Raw genomic sequence first — 22,456 nt, 5'->3', positions numbered from 1 at the left:
TTTGGCATACAAAAGCCGCAACAGCAGACCACCATGTTCTCAAACATGCGGCTGCATTAAGTTCAGATGTTGATTTACAAGCGGCACCACCATTTTATTTTCAAAATCAAAACACTCATAAATACCTTTTATTAAAATGATTCTAAATGGTCTCCTTCATCCTTTCTAAAATGGTGTACATCCACAGATCATTCCACCTTGTGAAACGCCTGTAAATGACTTTGTGAATTCATCAGAAGAGAAATAAAAATAACGGAATCTTCTGTACTCAGTACTCTTCATTTAAAGAGCAAAACAATGAATTTTCTCACATAGGAAATAGCTATGAAAGGTAAATTTTGACAATTATTGAGTACAAAAACTCATCAGATCGCCTATACACATAAAACAAACATATCATGACTATTCCAGTTCTATCAAAAAGGCAAAAATCTTGTGAGAGTACAGCCGATTAGATAAAGAAAAAGGCAGCATAGTATGCTGCCTTTACATGAAGTTAGTAAAGCTAGGTATTCTACCTTGATCTTAGAAATTATAGCGCAATCCGCCCGTAAAACTGGTTCCAGAAAAACCTGCCTTAGTTAACTTATGCTGATAAACAAGATCACCATGAAGCGTAAACTTGGGAGACAATTGCGCATTAAAACCTAAGCCCGTCTCTAGTGAGGAGCCAAAAGCGCCTAACTGGAAAGCATCCTTAAACTGCACAAATTGTTTCTTGCTAAAATCGTGAGAAACATGAAGCTTACCGTAAACGGAAACAACATGAGCCTCATCGCTAGCAGGAAGCACCTTGGTTAAACGTCCACCAATACGCGCGACCCATTGATCAAGAGTACCCATATCAATATCAAAGTTATCAATATCACGGGTCTTATCAAATTGAAGGCGCTGATAAACAAACTGAACCTGCGGATCAAAAATAACATCATCATCCCCTATCACAAACGCCTTACCAGAAGTTAATGAAGCGCGTAACGATTTACCCTTTAATGTTGCCGTCTTACCCCGTGCAAGGGTGTGAACATCTCCTTTAAACAGACCATAGGACAAAAGGCCATCCGCATAAAATCCTGTATCTCCCTGCATACCACCATATGCCGTAACACCCCATCTATCAAATGAACTTTTTCGGCTTTGTTCAACATCAAGAGGCTGTAGAGAAAGTCTTTGGTAAGATCCAATAACTCCAAAAGAAGTCGCACCATAGACATTTTCAAATGTTTGGAGCAAAACACCTGCATCAACAGCATTATAATCGATCTCACCTCCATAACCATATTCAAGCCGAGACAGGTTTGACCTATAACGGTGATTACCACCATAACCACGCACAAAGAACGCAGGATTGTCACGCCTTTCTAACATCCCACCAGAAACAATGCGCAACGATTGTAACCACTTGTTTGTATGCGTAAGTTGCATCAAACCTGTATGGAAAAGAGCATTTGGCAAAAGCAGATAACTTGGAACTTGCGGGACAACAGCCTTAGGAAGAGGCTTTGGCTCTGGTTCTGGTTTGGGAGGGACTGGAGGAGGCGTTGGAACAGGCTTTGGCTCTGGTTCTGGTTGAGGAGGAACTGGAGGAGGTGTTGGCTCAGGTTCTGGCTCTGGCTTCATATGTCTACTTTCAAGGCGATAATCCCAAAATTTTCCATCACCTGCAACCAATCTTTGAGAAGGGTTCGCTTCTCCCAAATTAGATTGTGGACCATAACTATAAAGCTTATACTGATAAGGTGAATTATCTAACGCAACATAATCACCCTCTAACTGAAAAGAGTTTTGAGTTGCTTCTCCGGAAACCTGAATGATTGAGATCCCTTGGTCATTGCCACCATTGCCCGTATCTCCCCCTGGACTTCCTGAAACAACACTTACATGAACTGTCGTTGTACCAGAAACATCACCATGAATTAAAAGACGGTCAGTTTTTTGCTTATTAATATCACCTCCTCCATCTAAAAATGCATTGATATAAATATGAGCGTCATCCTGTGCTTTATAAACAGCACCTGTCCCATTTCCAATGTTTAGTATTTGATAAATATAGTTTTGACTAGGCTTTGAGTTTGTAAACTCAATAGCACTATCTTCCATGAGAGTAACACGCGAAACAGATGAACTCTTTACAGAACTAGGTCTACTCTGTTCGCTCGTTCTCGAGTTTTGCAAAACCCATCTCGAACTAGCACCCAAATAAAGCTCAGCTGTAGAAGTCTCATCGATATGGGCTCCCCCTTCAAGAGTAGAGCCGCTAGCCAAAACCGTTAAAGAAGCACCATTTTCAGCTTTTAACAATAAACCCTCTGAACTCAAAGTGCTTTGTGTTAAATTAACAACTCCTTCAGTAAGATAGGTACTGTAAATAGCCTTATCTTCAACAAAAAACGTTGTTTTATCCAAATTGACAACCTCTAATCGTGGTGTCTTCTTCTCCTCTGATGAAGCCTCTTCTTGAAAATTGTATTCTGTCAACGGCTTCTCTCCCTTAAAATATATACCGTAAGATCCCGCACCTCTCACATTAAAAGAAGAAGATTTAACGTTAATTTTAGTCACAGACACCTTAGGCTCAGAATCTTCAGACCCAGCATCCTCACGCAATAAATTCCCAGACAAAGGTATTGAATTGAAGGTATCGACTGTATTTTCTGGTAATATGCCATGGATATTCATAGCACGAACAGTAGCCCCCTCTAAATGAAGAGGACCACCTAAATCCGTATGCAAAACCGCATGATTTTTATTTTCACTGCTCTTCCCAGTAATCTTAACATTTTCGAGATTTGCTTTTCCACCTAATGTGGCAGAAACCCCATGACTATTCATAAACTCAAGCGATCCACCTGCCATCCAAATTTCTGAACGGTCATAACTGGAAAGACTTGCCTTTCCATCAGCAGTCTTAATGTCTGTATCCTCTAAAAGAATAAATGAATTCCCTATTGCCTCAACAGCCTTATGAGTCTCCTCAACAATCCCTTTATGTACCTCAATGATTCCATTACTCACATAAAAAGCTACGTTTGCATTCGTGATGATTGGTGATGTCAAAATAATCTTGCCATCCTTGAATACAGCCACACCACGCATATAAGGTTTATCAGAAACTTGACTGCGAACAATGACATTTTCCCCGAAAACTCTTGATGTCCTTCCTCTTACCTTTATAGCAGTGTTAGAGGGATATTGTGAAAAGTTTTTACGAGTAATCTTATAAGACCGCTCGCTAATGTCATCCTCCCCACAGTGATGACATCTATAATATAAACCATCATGTACTATTATACGTTTTGGCTCGACAGTCTTACCACGAACTTCTTTATATTTAACACGAGGATATTTATCTCTGTTATCTCCACTATCTCCACTCAGAGGCTTAGAAATATTATTTCCACTAAGCAAATTTGAGCCGATACAAGTAGATTCGCGCGAACCTTCTTCCCCAGAGAGAACAGTTCCAATGTTCCTACTCATACTACCGTGAAAACCATTATAGGTCTCCCCCACAACAGAGATGTTAGGATAAAGCGGTATAAAATCAACAATAATCCTCCTCCTAGCTTCCTCTAAATTTTCACCAACCGCTATTCCATTCTGTAGCAAAGAAAGGATAGCCGTTGTGACAGTATATAAACATACACGATTTCTAAACATTTTAATCATCGTTCCCTCAAAAATTTCTGCCCCTCTCATTGAAAACAAAAGTATTCGTAAAAAAATCCCTATGAGCACCTCAAAACACGAAAAGGAGTAACCAAAGGAACGCATCTACCGCTCATTTGAACAGTGTCATGAATTATTCTCATAAACTTGGCGTACAGCTTACACGCAACACAACAACTACTTATGGATGAATAATCATTTGACACCACCTATGCGGGTATAATGCATTCTGTATTTCATGTAAAGCAAAAATAAAACTATTGCGTGTAATTAATAAAAATACACAATCTAGCATTACGAATTTTAAAGATTGACAAATTACATGAGTCAAAAAGATTACTAAAATCAATAAAAGAGGAATTCTAACAATCAACCTCAGAAAATATCACATACCATAGCCGATAAATCAGATCCGTATTAAAGTCAGGATACTGTATGCTCACATTGAATTCTATGATTATAAAGCATTCCCATAATAACAACTTTCTATTAGATTATTTCCATCCCAAAATCTAAGGGAACTCACTTTAACATAGAAAAAACAATACAATCATCAGATTCTCCTGCACACATAAAACAAACATATCATAATTGTTCCAGTTCTATTAAAAAGGCAAAGATCTTGTGAGAGTACAGTCGATTAGATAAAGAAAAAGGCAGCATACTATGCTGCCTTTACGTGAAGTTAGTAAAGTTAGGTATTCTACCTTGATCTTAGAAATTATAGCGCAATCCGCCCGTAAAACTGGTTCCAGAAAAACCTGCCTTAGTTAACTTATGCTGATAAACAAGATCACCATGAAGCGTAAACTTGGGAGACAATTGCGCATTAAAACCTAATCCCGTCTCTAGTGAGGAGCCAAAAGCACCTAACTGGAAAGCATCCGTAAAGTGCACAAATTGTTTCTTGCTAAAATCGTGAGAAACATGAAGCTTACCGTAAACGGAAACAACATGAGCCTCATCGCTAGCAGGAAGCACCTTGGTTAAACGTCCACCAATACGCGCGACCCATTGATCAAGATTGCCCATATCAATATCAAAATGATCAATATCACGGGCCTTATCAAATTGAAGACGCTGATAAACAACCTGAACCTGCGGATCAAAAATAACATCATCATCCCCTATCACAAACGCCTTACCAGAAGTTAATGAAGCGCTTAACGATTTACCCTTTAATGTTGCCGTCTTACCCCGTGCAAGGGTGTGAACATCTCCTTTAAACAGACCATAGGACAAAAGGCCATCCGCATAAAATCCTGTATCTCCCTGCATACCACCATATGCCGTAACTCCCCATCTATCAAATGTACTTTTTCGGCTTTGTTCAACATCAAGAGGCTGTAGAGAAAGTCTTTGGTAAGATCCAATAACTCCAAAAGAAGTCGCACCATAGGCATTTTCAAATGTTTGGAGCAAAACACCTGCATCAACGGCATTATAATCGATCTCACCTCCATAACCATATTCAAGCCGAGACAGGTTTGACCTATAACGGTGATTACCACCATAACCACGCACAAAGAACGCAGGATTGTCACGCCTTTCTAACATTCCACCAGAAACAATGCGCAAAGACTCTAACCACTTGTTTGTATGCGTAACATTCATCAAACCTGTATGGAATAAGGTATTTGGCAAGAGCAGATAAGTTGAAACTTGCGGAACAACAACCTTAGGACGAGGCTTTGGCTCTGGCTCTGGTTTGGGAGGGACCGGAGGCGTTGGAGAAGGTCCTGGTTCAGGTTCAGGCTCTGGTCTTGGAGGAGCTGGAGGAGAAGGTTCAGGTTTCATATATCCAGTTTCAAGGCGATAATCCCAAAAGTCCCCTGAACCTTTCACTAATCTCTGAGCAGGGTTCGCTTTTCCCAAATCAGATGTTGGACCATAACTATAAAGCTTATACTGATAAGGTAAACCGCTCAATGTAACATAATCACCATCTAACTTAAAAGAGTTTTGATTTGCTTCTCCAGAAACCTGAATGATGGAAATCCCTTGATCATTTCCCCCACTGCCCGTAGATCCTCCTAGACTTCCTGAAACAGCGCTCACATGAACTGTCGTTGTACCAGAAACATCACCATGAATTAAAAGACGGTCAGTCTGTTGCTTATTAATATCACCTCCTGCATCCAAGAAAGTATTAAAATAAATATGCCCACCATCCTGTACCTTATAAACATCATCAATGCCATTTCCAATGCGGAGTGTATGATAAATATAATCACTATCAGGCTTTGAGTTTGTAAACTTAATAGTACTATCATTCATAAGGCTTACAAGTGAAACAGATGAATCTCTTATAATCTCAGACTCCTGCTGATTTCTCTGTTTTTTGGATTGTAAAATCCACGCAGACTCGTTGCTTAAATAAAGTTCAGCATTAGAGCTCTCATCAACTTCACTACGGCCTTCAAGATCAGAAGCATCTGCTAAAACCATGATAGAAGCACCTTTTTCAACCTTTAACAATAAGCCCTCTGAATGAAGAGTACTCTGTAATAAACTGACAGCACCATTCGTTTCACCAGTACCATAAAGAGCTGTACCTCCTAAAACTGAAAACATTGTTCTACTTAAAGTAACAACATCCATTCTGGAGATAACTTCTTCCTTCAATAAACTTTCTTGATCATTGATGTTTTCCCACGGCTTACCTCCCTTAAAATATATACCATGAGCTCCATCACCTTCTACTGCAATAGAAGAAGATTCAACATTAATCTCAGACACAGTAAAATCAGACTCAGAATCTTTAGGTAAAGGAATCGAATTAGGAGTCTTGACAGTATTCTCTAATAATATGCCATGGATATTCATAGCATTAACAGTAACAGCTTTTAAATTAAGAGGACCACCGAAATCCGTATGTAACACCGCATGATTATTTAGATTTGTTTCCTTCCCCTTCCCAATAATCTTAACACCATCGAGACTTACTGCTGCCTCTAATGTGGCAGAAATCCCATGACCATTCATAAACTCAAGCGATCCACCACTCACATGAACTTCTGAACCACCATAACTATACACACTTGCTTTTTCACCTTTATCATCCGTTTTAATGTTCATATCTTTTAATGTAACATATGTAGGTTTACCTATCGCTTGAATAGCTGTTGCACTCTCACCAATAGTCCCACCATTTATATCAATGCTCCCATTACTAGCGTGGAGAGCTACCTTTGCATTATTTAGTTTGAAATTGGCTAAAGTAATTTCTCCCCCCTCTGATACAGACACACCACGTTCAAAAGATTTTTCTGCAACTTGACCACCGACAGTTATATTTTCCCCTTTTACTTTTGCAGATGCTTTTTTTACTGTTATAGCAATACGATTAGATGCAACCCCATCAATTTTCTCATCCGTAAACTGGTAAGATTTATCCTTAATTGTATCCGTTCCGCAACTATTGCATATATAATAAAATCCATCATATAGAGTAAGCTTACTTTCCTTCCCCGATCTGTCATATGTATAAATATACCTACCCTTATCCCTATCCCCACCTATTCCTTTAAGGGGCTTAGAGCTATTGCTTCCATTAAGTAAAATAGAACCAACATGAGGTGATTCACGGTCACCTTCTTCTCCAGAGAGAGAAGTTCCACGGCTCCCATTAAGATTACTATTACCTCCAATCATTGTACTCAAATTGCTATGAGGCTCAACATTACTAGATCCGCTTGAAATCTCTCTTGTAGGAAAAGTAGTGTATATACTAGATAAACTAGAAAGAGGTGAATTAGGGGGAACAGAACTAACACTGATCTTATAAGATGGATTTTTAGGAGTAACAGTAATTATATATCCACTCCCAGATTCCTCTGCATTGGCCCTAGCCACTACTCCATTTTGTAACAAAGAAATAATAGCCGTTGTGACAGTATATAAACACACACGATGTCTAAATATTTTAATCATAGTTCCCTCGAAACCTTCTTTCCCCTCTCATTGAAAACAAAAGCATTCGTAAAAACATCCCTCTGCACCCCTTAAAATACAAAAAGGTGTAACCAAAGGAACGCATCGACCGCTCATTTGAACCGTGTAATGAATGACCAAAACAAACTTGGCGGAAGCTCTATAGGTAACACAAAACTACCAATAAGAGAATGATTATTCAGTACAATTTATACGTGTATAATGCATTCTGTATTTCGTGTAAAGAAAAATAAAATCAGTGCGTGCAAATTAATGACAATTACAACCAAAAAATGTTTATTTAAAAATGATTAAAGATATATGCGTAAAAATATTGATCCAATTCGTAAAAAACGAATTCTAAAAAACACGTTTTAGCAAACATCAAACATGATAGTGGCTAAACAGATCAGCATAAAACGAAATTAAGATATCGTATTATAAACACTAAGCACCCGTATCTATTGTTGTGCTAGTGATGGAAGCATTCACCATTAAAGAAGTGACTAAAGAATACGTAGCAGGATTATGATTATCAGAAAAATTTATAAAAATTCATGTAAGCATAATAAAAATGCTTTCATGCAAAAAACGAAATATATTGTGCACTCATATTCCCAAAAGAAATTTTTTGATCGCCAAATATTGTTACAAAGAAAAAAGGCAGCACAGAGTGCTGCCTTTTCTAAAAAGTACGTACCGTACCTTATGTTAAAATTGATAACGTACTCCTCCGGAAAAACTTGTTCCAGAAAAACCAGCTTTATTGAGCTTATGTTGATAAGCAACGTCACCATGAAGAGAAAACGCTGAAGACAATTTAGCATTAAAGCCTAACCCAGCTTCTAAGGAAGAACCAAAAGCACCTAACTGGAAAGCATCTTTAAACTGCACAGATTTCTTTCCTTCAAAACCATGTACAAGATAAAGCTTACTATAAAAGGCTACAGCATCCACTCCTTCAGATCCCTTAGGAGTCTTTGTTACACGTCCACCAACACGTGCTACCCACTGATCAAGCTTTCCCATTTCAATGTCAAAACTGTCAATATCACGGGCTTTCTCAAACTGGAGATGCTGATAAACAACCTGAACTTGCGGATCAACGACAAATCCTTCATATCCCGTTGCAATTGTCTGACCACCTGTCAAGGAAACACTTAAAGGATGCCCCTTCAATGTTGCTGTCTTGCCCCGTGCAAGAGTAAGAACATCACCTTTGAGCAGACCATAGGACAAGAGACCATCTACATAGAAGCCCGCATCATGCTGCATACTACCATATGCTGTAGCTGTCCATTTATCAAATGCACTTTCTTGGCTTTGTTCAACATCTACAGGTTGTAGGGAAAGTTTTCCATAAGATCCCAGAACTCCAAAGGATAGAGCACTGTCAGTATTCTCAATTGTTTGCAACAAAACACCCGCCTCTACACCCTTATAGTTAAGATCACCTTTGTAACCATACTCAAGTGCAGACAGATCTGAAGTGTAACGGTAACTTCCACCATATCCACGCAAATATAAAGCAGGATTTTCACGAACCTCTACCATTCCATTGTAAGTAGCTCGTAATGCTTCCAACTGCTTACTTTGGTTATTTACATCCATCAAGCCGGCATGGAATACACTATTTGGCAAGAGCAAATAAGTTGGAACTTGTGGAACAACAGACCTGACAAATTGTTCAGGAAAACCAGATGCAAGTGTAGGAAGAGTAGACTTAACATACTGATTTTCTAAACGGAAGTTCCAGAATTCCCCACCATCCTTAATAAATTTCTGCTCAACATGCTCCTGTTTTGCAGTCGCTTTTGGGCTGTAAGAACGAAGAGTATACTTGTAAGGTGAATTCTGCAGTGCAACATAATTACCACCCAGTTGGAAAGAGTCCTTTGCTGCTGTTCCATAAACCTGAATGACTGAAACACTATGAGGAATCTTAGCATGCTCCTTATTGGCTATATTTTCCGAAAGTCCCTGCACATGTACTATCGTTTTTCCAGCAACATCACCACGAATGACAAGCCTATCTGTCACTTGTGCACCACTTGGATCGTTAGGGCTTAAATGTGCGTTGAGATGAATTGAAGCATCACCTCCTGCTCTGTAGACAATACCTTTACCCTCTCCAATGTGAAGTGTTTGATATTTCTCTTCAGATTTCGGAGCTAAAAACTTCATACGACTATTTACAAGACTTAAAGATGAGATACATGAATCCACACATTCTGAATTTTGTTCATCAATCTTATGTGCACTTCTTGTAAGAATCCACGCTGATTTATTGGTCAAATCTAATTTTGCATAAGAACCTTTACCAACGCGCGCACTACCTACAACAACAGAGTTGTCAAGCGAAGCTTGTATACTAGAATTATTCTCAGCGCTCAACAGCACATCACCAGCAAGAATTGTCTCCTTTTCTAATGAAATCTGTCCATTAGAGTTATTAGCATAAACAGCTATACCATTTGCAACTTCAAAGTTCGTTTTTTTCAATGAAATTGCCCCTGTTACATGTATAGGTGTTTCTTCCTGTTGGAATACAGCATTGGGTTTAACAACACTTACTTTCTCAATAGCACCAGCTTTCTCTGAAGCCTTATTTTGATTCTGCTGCTGATCTTCTTTTTGTTTTGTTCCATCAAAATATATGCCATGGCTACCATTGCCTTCTACTTTAACGGTAGAAAACTCGATATTCGCACGATTTAAAGAAGGACGAACGTCAGAAGATCTTCTTCTCCTAGAAGTTCCCACTTCAAAAGCATCACCATTTTCTTTAACCCACAAAGCAGTGGCATCAGTAGAAACAGTCCCATTCTTCAAATCAACAGAGCCATTATTATTCAACAGAATAGCAGCACGCTCAACCTTCTTTGCAGAATCTGACGTTCCTGCTTGTTTCTTCACAGTAATATTAACCTTGTCTAAATTAACATTACCTCCTGATTCTGATCTCACTGCCGTTCCACCTGTAACACTAATAGAACCAGAATCCATTGTTATTTCACCGCCTTGACTAGCCAGACCAGCAACAGCCGAATCCGCCATCACATTAATTTTTGTATCCTTTAAATTAATAGATGATCCAGAATCAACCAAAGCGCCTACATAATTAGCATTGACTGTTCCTTCAATGACTTTAACTTTTCCACCCTTTTGTGCTTCAAGCCCAATCGAAGAAGATTGAATTGTTGATTTCTTATCCAAAACAATTTCTGCTTTTTCTTCCGCAAGCACAGCACTCACAGGATTACCGCTACCAGCCTCAGAACCAATAATGGTAGCAGCTTCTAATGTAATAACGGTATTCTGTTGTTTTGCATGCATAGAACGCTGAGTCGCACCACTTGCTTTCAATGTAACACTTGTCATTGTATACGATTTGCCATCACTGCACGAATAAGCAACTTGCTGTTTTTCCGCTCCATTGCCTTGTAAGTTATCACACTGAGAAGACACTTTGTTTTGCCCAACACCATTGACAGGTACATCAGTAGATACAGCACCAGATGACTGTGGGATGGTAGATACTGAATGAGAAGAAACAGTAGACGAACTAACATCAGATGTTTTAGCATCTCCAGTCGAAAGTAGAGTACGTCCTACAGGTTTATCCTCCTTCTTAGGTACAGCCACTTTTTTCTTAAGATCAGTAGAACCAACAGACGTAGTAGCATCCTTAGGCACGCCAGCACTCTTACTAGCAGTAGATGTTACCCCCTCAGAACTCTTTGATCCCGTAGATTGAGGTGCAGAAGGTGTAACAGCCTGAGTAGACGTCTGTTCAGTTTTCTTAGACGAAACAGAAATAGTAGAACCACGTCTTCCAGGACCCGAACTACCAGAAACATTTATAATAGATGCAGCAGACCCAGAACCTAAATTCACACGCAAACCACCTACGTCAGACCTCGCACGCGCAGAAGATGGAACAATCTGCCTAGGTACATTTTTAGTTTCCTCTGAAGGAATAGAAGCAGATACAGGAGCCCCTGTAGAGGAAGGAAGTGCATTACGCTCTTCTTCATTCTGATTAACATCTCCTGCTGAGCCAGTAAGAGGAGGAATACTCAAAGTTCCATCGCTCTCATCTCCTGTGTTCGAAGTCAATCCACCTGTACCTAAATCATATGTATAAACTAAAGCATTTGTAGTAAGATCACCACCCACTATATTATCATCATATTCATCATCATCATATCCATCATATCCATCATCATATTCTCCATAGTTTATATCATATTCTACTTCATTCTGATTAGCTCCCCCAGTTGAGCTAGAAAGAAGAGAAACACCTACATCATCGCCTGCGTTCAGAATAGATTCACCTGTACCTACACCATATGTATAGACTCCAGTGCCTGTAGTAAGATCACCATCTACTATATAATATCCTGTATCATCTATATTATACTCTGCTTCATTCTGATTAGCGTCCCCAGTTGAGCTAGAAAGAAGAGAAATACTTAAACTTTCACCGCTATTATCTGTTGTTTGCAGCTGATTAACGTTTTCACTTGAGGTAGGAAAAGAAGACATACTTAAAGTCGTACCATTCCTTCCCGTTGTTTCTGATAACGGAGTAGGTAGAACAGGCACTTCAGAAGTAGACGTTGGATACCCTAAATCCGCATCATGACCATCTATTTCAGACACCAACGACAGAGAATCCTCTACTTGATAACGCTGGAGATACTGGCGAACCAAGTCTTCACTTAGAGTATCATCCTCATCTCTATCGGTTAGGCTACCCGTCTCAGAATCGATCGAAAGCAAAGAACGTCCCATTCCCGAAGACTGAAGAACTTGTAAATCATCCTCCTCTTCCTCTAAATCAAATTCCAAGCCCTCATAATCCTCAACACCTTCAAGATAGCTATAATCATAACCTATCACGTCTCCCTGTGCATTAAAAAGCACAGAAGGACTAGGATATACATCATTTGGAAGCAGTTTCAAACTCAAAAGCTTATCCGCAAATGCAGAATCTGGTACACCATGCGGAGAAAAATCGTAACCCATATATTTGTCTAACGCTATGTGTGAGGCAGTAGGATGGGCAGGGGGGACATATTGTCCTTGAGCATTTTGTTTTTTTCCTTCTAAACGGAAATCCCAAACATCTCCTGAAAGACCTACACCAAAATTCTGCATTCCCGGAGCAACCTCTGGACCATAAGCACGAAGAATATACTGATAAGGAGAACCATCCAACGTAATATACTCGCTTTCTAGCTTAAATGCCCCTTTCTGTGTATTTCCATAAACTTGGATAATTGGAATACTACGATATTGATCTTTGTGTTCTCCATTTGCAACTGCGTTTTGAGGTTTCTGTCTATTTACAGCACTATACATATGCTGGTTGTTTATATACACCGTAGTTATTCCCAAAACATTACCATGAATCAAAATTCTATCAGATATTTGCTCATTACGAGAATCTTTAGACAACGGTTCTAGACTTACATTCAAATAAATCTTGTTTGAATTCCCAGAGGATACATAAACATTACCCTTCCCATCTCCGATTCGAAGTGTTTGATAATCTTTTTTCCCATTCTCCGGAGGTATAAATCCAATAGAACTACCTTTAGAATTAGATGCAGAATCAGTCACAAGAGTAAGAGCGGAAACACACGAATCTACACAATTCATCCCCGAAGATTTCCAACCTTTACTTTTTTCTAAATGCCATTCTGATTCCGATAATTTAAGCTCAGCACGTGCATCCTTATCAACATGAGCAGCACCTCTTAGTGTAGCTTTATGAGCTAAAACCGTCAAATCAAAACCAGAAGCTGCTTTCAATAACAAACTCCCAGAAAGTTTCGATTGCTCCCCTAAAATAACTTTCCCCTTAGAATCCTTACCATAAATAGCTATACCCTCTGGAACATTAAGAGTAGTTGCTTTCAAAAAAACGCTACGTGTAGAATCCTTACGTGCTGGAGGACGTGCTGGAGGACGTGCTGGAGGACGTGCTGGAGATAAACTAGATAGTGGCGACAAATGATTGGAAGGAGATAAGATATCACTTGATTTTTCCAACATTTTCTTATCAAAATATATACCGTAAGAGTCCTTACCATTTACTATAATATTTGACTCTTTCATACTAGCAAACAATTTCAAGGATACTGAACCAATCTCGTTCTCGTTATGTTTTTGCACCACACTGGCAGCATCACCAAGAGAATCAATATCTGGTAAAGAGCCCTGAGCCTTATCATCGATCTGAGGAACAAAAGCATAATCCCCATTCTTAGAAAAACTACCCTTAACATTATCAAGATCCCTGCGGAATGCTGAAAAAGATTCATCAGTCAACCATAAGACAGCAACATTAGAACCACTAAACTTTCCTTGATTGAATGAAACAAAGCCTCCCTTCGACAAAAAACCTATAGCGTCTGGTCCTTCTTTCTCTTCACCATCCTCCCTTTCATACGACTTAACCTTAATACCAACCCCCTCGAGTACAACAGAGCTATAATCCTCCGATATGGCTCCTATTCCCCCTTGTGCAAAAGTAATAGTCCCAGATTTCATCTTGATTCCAGATAAAGCAAGACTATGAAGACCGTTACTATATCCACTGTCTTTACTCACATCGATAACTGTCCTCTCCAAAAAAATAGAAGATTCAGAAACAGCCAAAGCACCTATATGAGCTCCTTCTATTTTCCCTCCCTTCATGACAATTTTACCACCATCTTGAGCTTCAAGCCCAGCAACAAAATTTTTAATCCTTGAGTTATTTAATACAGCCTTTCCAGCCGTTCCAGTAAATATAGCGCTTCCAAATCCCCTCTCCATTGAAGCACGATGAGCACGCTGCGCAGATGAATACTTACCTTCAATAGACATATTGTACAAATCAACTTCTGTCTTTCCATTCTGTATGGCTATAGACAAGTCCTGAAGATCATTCAAATTCTGGAAACTCGTTATATTCCCTATCACTTGCACAGCATTATCACCATAGCTCTTCACTTGAATACCACCAAATTTTACCTGATGCTTTCTTCCATCCTGACAGATAATAGGTGAATTATCGTCCTTATAATTCTGAGCATTACAAGTATATGATCTTCCGTTATATAATCTTTCGTTGCCCTGCGAGCTCTTATTCTGAGGCTGCACAATCCTCGCACCCGGCAAAGCTTGCGGAGAAGAAGCGCTCTTCATGACTGAACTACGTACAGGACTTGGATAAGAAGAATATTGTATTCCTTGCCTCCCGTACAAATAGCCTGGGGACAAACTATTTGATTGGAAATCGTATGATAAATCGTTTCCTTGCAGAACTCCGTTTCCCACAGAAATATCCACACTTTGTAAAAAGAAGAGAGCACTCGTTGTCAGTGCGCACAAACGTGCGCGATTTTTAACTACATTGATCATATGTCAAACTTTCTAAATATAACTTGCAAAAGCACTAGAATTAAGTGAAAATAAGATAAGTGCACGTTTTGTAACATACATTAGTCTATTTTACAACATATCGCATCTTATTATAGTACTATTTTGTGCATAATTTTGTACATAAAAATGTCTAAGTTAAGTTTTTAAGTGTGTAAACCCTTAAATATTTTGTGAAATAAAGGATAAATAACTATGATAAAATATCTGAAATGGGTAGCTTCCATTTTTGTTGTTGCAATGAGCTTTGCAACATTTGCATGGGCGGGGGTGAGTATTGATGCAAATATAACAGTTGATCATGTTTCAGGCACAACTTCTGTTCCCACCTCTCCACAAAAGGTTATTGTATTTGATATTGCCTCGCTTGATAATATGAATCGCCTTGGTATCAAAGCTGTGATCGGTATTCCTGAAGGAAAGAAACCTTCCTATTTACAGCAGTTTAATGATGCAAAATATGAAAAAATTGGCTCCCTTTTTGAACCTGATTATGAAAAAATTGCTGCCCTTCAACCTGATTTAATTATTATTTCCTCGAGAACTCAAGCCAAATATAAAGATTTATCTAAAATCGCTCCAACCATTGATCTAACCGTAGGAAATGAAAATTCTCTTGGAGATATTGAACGGAATGTGTCTATCCTTGGAAAAATTTTTGGCAAAGAAAAAGAAGCAGACGAAGAGATTGCCAAGCTCAATGCAAATTTAGCAGAAGTTCGTAAAAATACGCAAGGAAAAGGTACAGGACTTGTCCTTATGACCTCTGGTGGTAAAATCAGTGCTTTGGGTCCAAAGTCACGTTTTGATATTATTCATTCAGCATTTGGAATTGCTCCTGCAACCGATAAACTCACAGTACAAAAACATGGACAGCTCATTTCCCCTGAGTTTATTCTTGAAACCAATCCTGACTGGTTGTTGGTTATTGATCGGGATGCAGCAATTGGACGGGAAGGTCAATCTGCAGCACAATTGCTTGACAATGAACTTGTTCATCGTACAACAGCTGGCAAACAAAAACAGATTATTTATTTAGACTCTTGGAGCTGGTATCGCGCAGCTGGTGGTCTAACTGGGCTTAATGAGGCAGCACAACAAATCAATGAAGCTTTTACAAAAAACAAATAAGCGTAAAATAACTTGCGTGCTGTCGCAATAAAATTTAAGAGCAAAGGCTGTTTAATAACAGCCTTTTTTTGTTAGAAAATGATTTAACGTGAAAAATTATTGGATCATCATAACGATTCTTATTCTTCTGTCTATTCTCAGCATTTTTGTTGGTTATTCCGATGTGACACCTTCTGACCTCTTATCAAGCAATCCACATGCCTGGCTTATTTTCTGGCAAACCCGTCTTCCTCGTACAATTGCAGTGCTGCTAACAGGTGCAGCACTTGCACTCTCTGGCATGATTATGCAACTGCTTGCACGAAATCGCTTTGTTGAACCATCTACCGCTGGAACCGTTGAATCCGCGTCCCTTGGCATTCTTTTTGTCATGATTTTTCTGCCCGATATTCCTGTTTTAGGGAAAATGATGATCGCGACAATTTTTGCCATGACCGGTACACTGCTTTTTATGTTTTTATTGCGTCAAATTCCTTTCAAATCTGCTCTCATGGTACCATTGGTCGGAATTATGCTAGGTTATGTTATTGGCTCCCTCACCAACGCCATTGCTGATTATGAAATGTTGCTTCCCTCTCTTCAAGGCTATTTATTTGGCAGTTTTGCAATGATTTTGGAGGGAAAATATGAACTTTTATGGTTCTCTTTTCCCCTCTGCATTTTTGCCTATTTCACGGCTGATCGCTTTACCGTTGCTGGTTTGGGAGAGGACTTAACCAATAATCTTGGACTCAATTATCGTGCTGTTATGTTTTTGGGTCTCTTTATTGTTGCATCAATTACTGCGGTTATTGTCTGTACAGTTGGTCGAATTCCTTTCGTTGGATTGATTATTCCAAATCTTGTTTCAAGTTTCATGGGCGATAATATGCGCCATACTGCTCCTTGGGTAGCAATTAGCGGTGCAGGATTGGTTTTAATTTGTGATCTTTTAGGGCGAATAATTCACCCTTCCTTAGAGATACCCATCAGTACTATGATGGGCGTTATCGGGAGTTTTATTTTTATTATACTGCTGTTACGCTGGAGAAAGCGTCTTGGATAAAAAGAAAAAAACAACGTTTGTATTGTCAACGCTTATCTTGATGGCATGCACCGTAACGTGTCTTTACATGACATGGAATGTCAACATCCACACTTGGTCATTCCGACTCACAAAACTTATCTCTCTTCTTCTTATTGCCTATACGATTACCGTTTCTACTATTTTATTTCAAACAGTGGTCAATAACCGTCTGCTTACGCCTTCAATTATGGGGTTTGATCAGCTTTATATTTTAATTAAAACCACCACGATTTATTTTGTAGGCTCTCTTTCTTTACCCTTTTTAAACGAAGAAGGACAGTTGATTTTTGAAACTTTCATTCTCATTCTCTTTTCCATAAGCCTTTTCCGCTGGTTATTTTCAGGGAGTCTAAAAGGACTTCATCTAACACTCTTGATTGGTGTTATTTTAGGTGGCTTTTTTTTCAGTTTACGTATGTTCATGCAATTGCAACTCAATCCGGACCAAATGATGAATTTAACGGATATTATGTTTGCAAATTTTAATAAATTCAATACGTCATTAATCGGCTTTGCTACTGTCATTGTCTTCATTGTGAGTCTGATTGGTTGGCGTTCACGGCACCTGCTTGATGTACTTGCTTTGGGACGCGAAAATGTGCTCAATCTTGGCGTGGATTATCGCAAAAGCGCTACAGCTATTCTGATTTTTGTTTCTATTCTCGTATCCATTTCCACAACACTGGTAGGACCCGTAACTTTTTTTGGCTTGTTAGTTGCCAACCTTGCTTATGAAATTTCCCCTCAGGTGAAACACGGTGTTGTGATGCCTACTGCAATATTATTGGCGATTATTTGTCTGGTTGGTGGACAATTTATTTTAGAACAAATTTTTCATATGGCAGGACGTTTAAGTTTTATTATTGAATTTTGTGGTGGTGTTGTCTTCTTAACCTTACTGATGAAGGGAAAACTAAAATGATTGAAATCAATCATCTTTCCAAATCTTATGGAGCAAGGTTGATTATCGATGATTTGTGCCTTCGTCTTTCCAAAGGGGGGATTATTTCTCTCATTGGTCCCAATGGTTCTGGAAAGTCCACGCTTTTGATGCTGATAAGGCGTCTTTTACCATGCCAGAATGGTACAATTCATATTGACGGCTGTGATATTGATAAAATGCCTCACGATATTTTAGCTCAAAAACTCTCAATCCTGCGTCAAGAGAATCCTTTATCCTTTCGTCTTACCGTGTATGATTTAGTCAGTTTTGGACGCTATCCATACTCAAAAGGCTGGTATAATAAGGAAGATAAACAATTTATTGACAGTGCACTTCGCTATCTTGGTTTACAAGACCTAAAAGACTGTTTTTTAGATGAACTTTCTGGCGGACAGCGTCAACGTGCTTTTATTGCAATGGTCATCTGTCAAGACACCGATTATCTCCTATTAGATGAACCCTTGAACAATCTGGATATGAAACATGCCGTTGCTATGATGAAACAGTTACGCCGTACAGCCGATGAACTCAAAAAAACCATTCTCATTGTTATGCATGACATTAATTTTGCATCGTCGTATTCAGATATGATTGTTGCCCTTAAAAAGGGCAAAGCAGCCTATTGCGGAACACCACAAGAAATTATGCAGCCAGAAATCCTTAAAGAAATTTATGATATGGATATTCAGATTGAAACAATCAATGACATTCCTATCGCCTTTTATTATCGATAAATCCCTCTTACTTATTCATAGTTAGAAAGATTGTTTTTTCTCCTTGCCTGCACACTAAAATCTGCTAAAAGTGGCGGCATTAGCTTATTGGGGAATAGTTTAATGGTAGAACAGCGGACTCTGACTCCGTCAATCTTGGTTCGAATCCAAGTTCCCCAGCTGTAGCTTGCCAGCAGTGTAGCTTGCCAGCAGGTTGTAGCTTGCCAGTGTAGCTTGCCAGCAGGTTTTGTATATTTTGACACTAGGTTTTGTACCAATTTATTTTGTTTCACATGATTTTTAAGTGGTTCTCAAAGGGTCTTCAAAGACCTTTCAAAGGTTGTTTTAAGATTCGTCATTTTTTGTGAGAATCTATGGGATTTTGCTTCTCAATCATCGGATCATTATTTTGAGCTCAAGCGGATATTTCTGGAAAGTTGTCGTTATCCGTTAGGTCACTAAAGCATGTAAAGTCAGATTGGAAAGCCAAAGGGACGATTCCTGTTGGTCCATGGCGTTGTTTGGCTATGATAACCTCGGCTTTGCCCTTAGCTTGCTCCATTGCCTCTTTCCATTTGTGATACTCAGGAGCGCCTTCTTTTTGTTCTTCATTTTTGAGATAATATTCTTCACGATAAACAAACAACACAATATCGGCATCTTGCTCGATTGAACCTGATTCACGTAAATCGGAAAGTTGTGGACGTTTATCTGTTCGGTTTTCAACTTGTCGCGATAATTGCGAAAGCGCAATGATGGGAATATTGAGTTCCTTTGCAAGTGCTTTAAGACCCATAGTAATGGCTGTAATTTCTTGAACGCGGTTTTCAGAAGAACGCTTTGAACCGCTTGTCATCAGTTGGATATAATCAATGATCAAAACATCTAGACCATGTTGTCGTTTAAGACGCCTTGCACGGGCGGACAATTGTGCAAGGGATACAGCACCCGTTTGATCAATATAAAGAGGGATTGTTTGTAAGGAACGCATTGCGTAAATGATGTTGGTAAATTGCTCTTCTGAGATATTACCACGACGCATATCAGAAGAAGAAACCTTTGTTTGTTCTGAGATAATACGGGTTGCAAGCTGTTCTGTTGACATTTCAAGAGAGAAGAAACCGACAATCCCCCCTTCATTTTCTTGTGTTTTGTTATCACGCTTACAAGCATTGGCAATATTAAAAGCAATATTGGTCGCCAGAGAGGTTTTCCCCATCCCAGGGCGCCCTGCTAGAATAATCAAATCAGATGGTTGCAACCCGCCCATTTTCTCATCAAGGGTTTTAATATGGGTTGCCATTCCAGAAAGCTGTGAGGAACGCTTTTTTGCAGCGCTTGCCATGTTGAGTGCTTTTGCAATGGCTGTATCAAAGTTTTCAAAACCAGCTCCATATTTGCCTTTCTCTGCCAATTCAAACAACTGATTTTCAATCGCTTCAATTTGTTGCGAAGGGGCAAGTTCTAGGGGAGTATCAAAAGAACTATTCACAATTTGAGTGCCAAGGTTAATTAAAGAACGCCGAATAAACAGATCATAAATAACCTGTCCATAATCTTGAGTATTGATGATTGTGACAGCTTCTTTGGCTAAACGAACAACATAATTAAAGACTGTGATATCTCCAATTTTCTCATCATTTGCAATAAAGAGCTTCATGGTAATCGGATCTGCAACTTTTCCCTTTTGAACAATTTGTAAGATGATATTAAAAAGCCTTTGATGCAAGGCTTCAAAAAAATGTTCTGGTTTGAGAAAATCAGAAACGCTCTCAAGAGCATCATTATTGATCATGATGGCCCCGAGCAACGCTTGTTCTGCTTCAATATTATGGGGAAGTTGCCGAAAAGAAGGGGCAAAATTGTCTCTTGGGTTTTCTGTTTCTAACACATTTAATTTTCTCATACCTCTTTTCCCTTCTCTGGTGCCTCAAAGGTGATTTCTGTGATGTATCCGCTTTGCTTTTCATAGCGATGGGTCACGGTTGCAGCCTTCCATGGGCCATTGATTTCGCCTCGAAACCCTTGCAGGAGAAGCGGTTGACCCGCCATGATTTCAGGGCGCCCCTCTAGGGTCAAAGAACCGCTGCCTATAGCACGGCAAAGCCTGTCTGATTCGGAGGCACAAGCTGCCTGTGCTTCTTCTTTACAAATGTAACAACCACGCAGACGCCGCACGGGACCGCTAAAACCTGTCTGATGCTTGACAGACAATTGTTGCCCTTTTGTGCGATCAAAATAAGCAGCTTCAATGGTGCCATATTGGGTGCGTGGCTCGAGGGTAAATTCCCAGTTGGAACAATCGTGTTTATAGATGTCGAGTGTTGGTAAGTTATCGCCGCTTAAAAATAAAAACTTATTGTCCTTGATTAAAAAACGTGCCTGCATGCGGTCAGCAAGGCGGGTTAAAAAATCAACGGCCGATTGATCGGTGCGCACCACATAAGGCAAGGTTTGTTTGGTGAACTGAGGACTAACCTTTGCTTGATAACCATGCCGTTTGGCAAGGGTCTCAATAATCTCAGCAATGGTTTTGTGGTCAAAATGTTCACTGTCTTGTTCTTTGATCTCCGCACGCATGGAAGCGCTTTTGCCGCAAAGGCGCAAGATTTCTCCATCACTGCCCCCACAACTTACAACCGACTCCACAACAAAACACCCCATAAAGGCACGGATGCTGTTCTCATAGCCAAAGATCACCTGTAGTGCACTGTTGCTCGAGGGAACCTCTAAATCATTGCCACACTCATCAAACTCTGCTTCAAATGTATCGGCTTCATTACCGGCATGATCTGTGATGGTTGCGGTTAAAAGACGCTGGTAAAAAACCTCATGAACAGGTTTTTCTCCCACCTTAACCACAATAAAAGGGTGTGTGCGCATTAATCCCATAACCGTTTCACCATACTTTGGGGATTGTGAAGTGCGAATTCAGGCAAAATGACCGTTAAGCCTCGTGGTAAAATTGGACCATATTTGGCAATCTCTGGATTGGCTTCCAATGTGGCTTCACAATAGCCGTTTAATAACCCAACTTGAGAACGGTCCCCTAACACAGCCATGGCATGTTGAAAGCAGAGGAGATCGAGACTCATATCCTCCAGCTCTACAACAACACGCTTTTCTGGTATCTTCATAGAGTTTGCCCCACTTGGATTTGTCCTTGCGGTTTTCCGCCATTAAAAAAGGGTAAGAGACTGATGGAATAGCGGATACGCTGGGATTGACCGGAGCGACTGATAAAGTCGTGGTCTTTCGTGATACTGGTGATCACCACGGGTCCATGGAGAAGGACACTATAGGTGGTATCATTGATCCAACGAAGCATCTGGACCGGCTTTGCTCTTTTGATCGTTGTGGTGATGGCATCAATGGCAACCCGGTCACCAAATTCTTCTGGAAACCAAACGCCATGAATGGTTTTGGGATCATTGCCATAGCCAGTAAATTGCAAACTAGGCGACCTGCCAAAACGCTCCATAGAAACCCATGAGGCAGAGAATTCCTCTTCAAAAGATTGGAAATTAAGCCAGTCCACATAAAATTGATGTGGACCTAACATCATCA

Annotated in this window: 11 protein-coding genes and 1 tRNA gene; 5 read left to right on the top strand and 7 right to left on the bottom strand. The window is 39.6% G+C overall.

Annotated features, from left to right (window positions below; translation table 11 throughout):
- Positions 1-525: 525 nt before the first annotated feature.
- From PVV64_RS05990 to PVV64_RS05980, 3 genes are all read right to left on the bottom strand, one after another.
- Positions 526-3,669, bottom strand: a complete 3,144-nt coding sequence (locus tag PVV64_RS05990) for an autotransporter outer membrane beta-barrel domain-containing protein (RefSeq protein WP_273760216.1) — start codon at positions 3,667-3,669, stop codon at positions 526-528.
- Between the two features lie 714 nt (positions 3,670-4,383).
- Positions 4,384-7,602 (bottom strand): autotransporter outer membrane beta-barrel domain-containing protein, encoded by a 3,219-nt coding sequence (locus PVV64_RS05985; RefSeq protein WP_273760215.1) that lies wholly within the window; start codon positions 7,600-7,602, stop codon positions 4,384-4,386.
- Positions 7,603-8,313: 711 nt separating this feature from the next.
- On the bottom strand, positions 8,314-15,018 hold the full coding sequence (locus PVV64_RS05980) for an autotransporter outer membrane beta-barrel domain-containing protein (protein ID WP_273760214.1): 6,705 nt from the start codon (positions 15,016-15,018) through the stop codon (positions 8,314-8,316).
- 213 nt (positions 15,019-15,231) lie between these two features.
- Between PVV64_RS05980 and PVV64_RS05975 the strand changes: the two genes are divergently transcribed.
- From PVV64_RS05975 to PVV64_RS05955, 5 genes are all read left to right on the top strand, one after another.
- The gene (locus tag PVV64_RS05975) at positions 15,232-16,167 is read left to right on the top strand and encodes a siderophore ABC transporter substrate-binding protein (protein ID WP_273760213.1); all 936 of its coding nucleotides are present in this window, start codon (positions 15,232-15,234) and stop codon (positions 16,165-16,167) included.
- An 88-nt stretch (positions 16,168-16,255) separates the two neighbouring features.
- The gene (locus PVV64_RS05970; protein WP_273760212.1) at positions 16,256-17,212 is read left to right on the top strand and encodes an iron chelate uptake ABC transporter family permease subunit; all 957 of its coding nucleotides are present in this window, start codon (positions 16,256-16,258) and stop codon (positions 17,210-17,212) included.
- A complete protein-coding gene (locus PVV64_RS05965) occupies positions 17,205-18,155 on the top strand; it encodes an iron chelate uptake ABC transporter family permease subunit (protein WP_273760211.1) in 951 nt (316 codons plus the stop codon). Before PVV64_RS05970 ends, PVV64_RS05965 begins: the two co-directional genes overlap by 8 nt.
- Positions 18,152-18,910 (top strand): ABC transporter ATP-binding protein, encoded by a 759-nt coding sequence (locus tag PVV64_RS05960; RefSeq protein WP_273760210.1) that lies wholly within the window; start codon positions 18,152-18,154, stop codon positions 18,908-18,910. Before PVV64_RS05965 ends, PVV64_RS05960 begins: the two co-directional genes overlap by 4 nt.
- Positions 18,911-18,998: 88 nt before the next feature.
- Positions 18,999-19,069, top strand: a tRNA-Gln gene (locus PVV64_RS05955).
- Between the two features lie 235 nt (positions 19,070-19,304).
- On the opposite strand, the gene PVV64_RS05950 is transcribed toward PVV64_RS05955, so the two are convergent.
- Genes PVV64_RS05950 through PVV64_RS05935 form a run of 4 tightly spaced genes read right to left on the bottom strand, consistent with a single transcriptional unit; the run spans position 19,305 to position 22,454 of the window.
- Positions 19,305-20,795 carry a replicative DNA helicase gene (locus tag PVV64_RS05950; RefSeq protein ID WP_273760209.1) on the bottom strand — a complete coding sequence of 497 codons (1,491 nt, stop codon included), beginning with the start codon at positions 20,793-20,795 and terminating at the stop codon, positions 19,305-19,307.
- The gene (locus PVV64_RS05945) at positions 20,792-21,772 is read right to left on the bottom strand and encodes a phage late control D family protein (protein ID WP_273760244.1); all 981 of its coding nucleotides are present in this window, start codon (positions 21,770-21,772) and stop codon (positions 20,792-20,794) included. Before PVV64_RS05945 ends, PVV64_RS05950 begins: the two co-directional genes overlap by 4 nt.
- Entirely contained in the window at positions 21,772-22,026 is a 255-nt protein-coding gene (locus PVV64_RS05940) for a tail protein X (protein WP_273760208.1), read from the bottom strand. Before PVV64_RS05940 ends, PVV64_RS05945 begins: the two co-directional genes overlap by 1 nt.
- Positions 22,023-22,454 carry a phage tail protein gene (locus PVV64_RS05935; RefSeq protein ID WP_273760207.1) on the bottom strand — a complete coding sequence of 144 codons (432 nt, stop codon included), beginning with the start codon at positions 22,452-22,454 and terminating at the stop codon, positions 22,023-22,025. Before PVV64_RS05935 ends, PVV64_RS05940 begins: the two co-directional genes overlap by 4 nt.
- Positions 22,455-22,456: the final 2 nt, after the last annotated feature.

Source organism: Bartonella sp. ML70XJBT.G, from assembly GCF_028618575.1.
Lineage (GTDB): Bacteria > Pseudomonadota > Alphaproteobacteria > Rhizobiales > Rhizobiaceae > Bartonella.
This window is presented reverse-complemented; position numbering and strand designations above follow the sequence as displayed.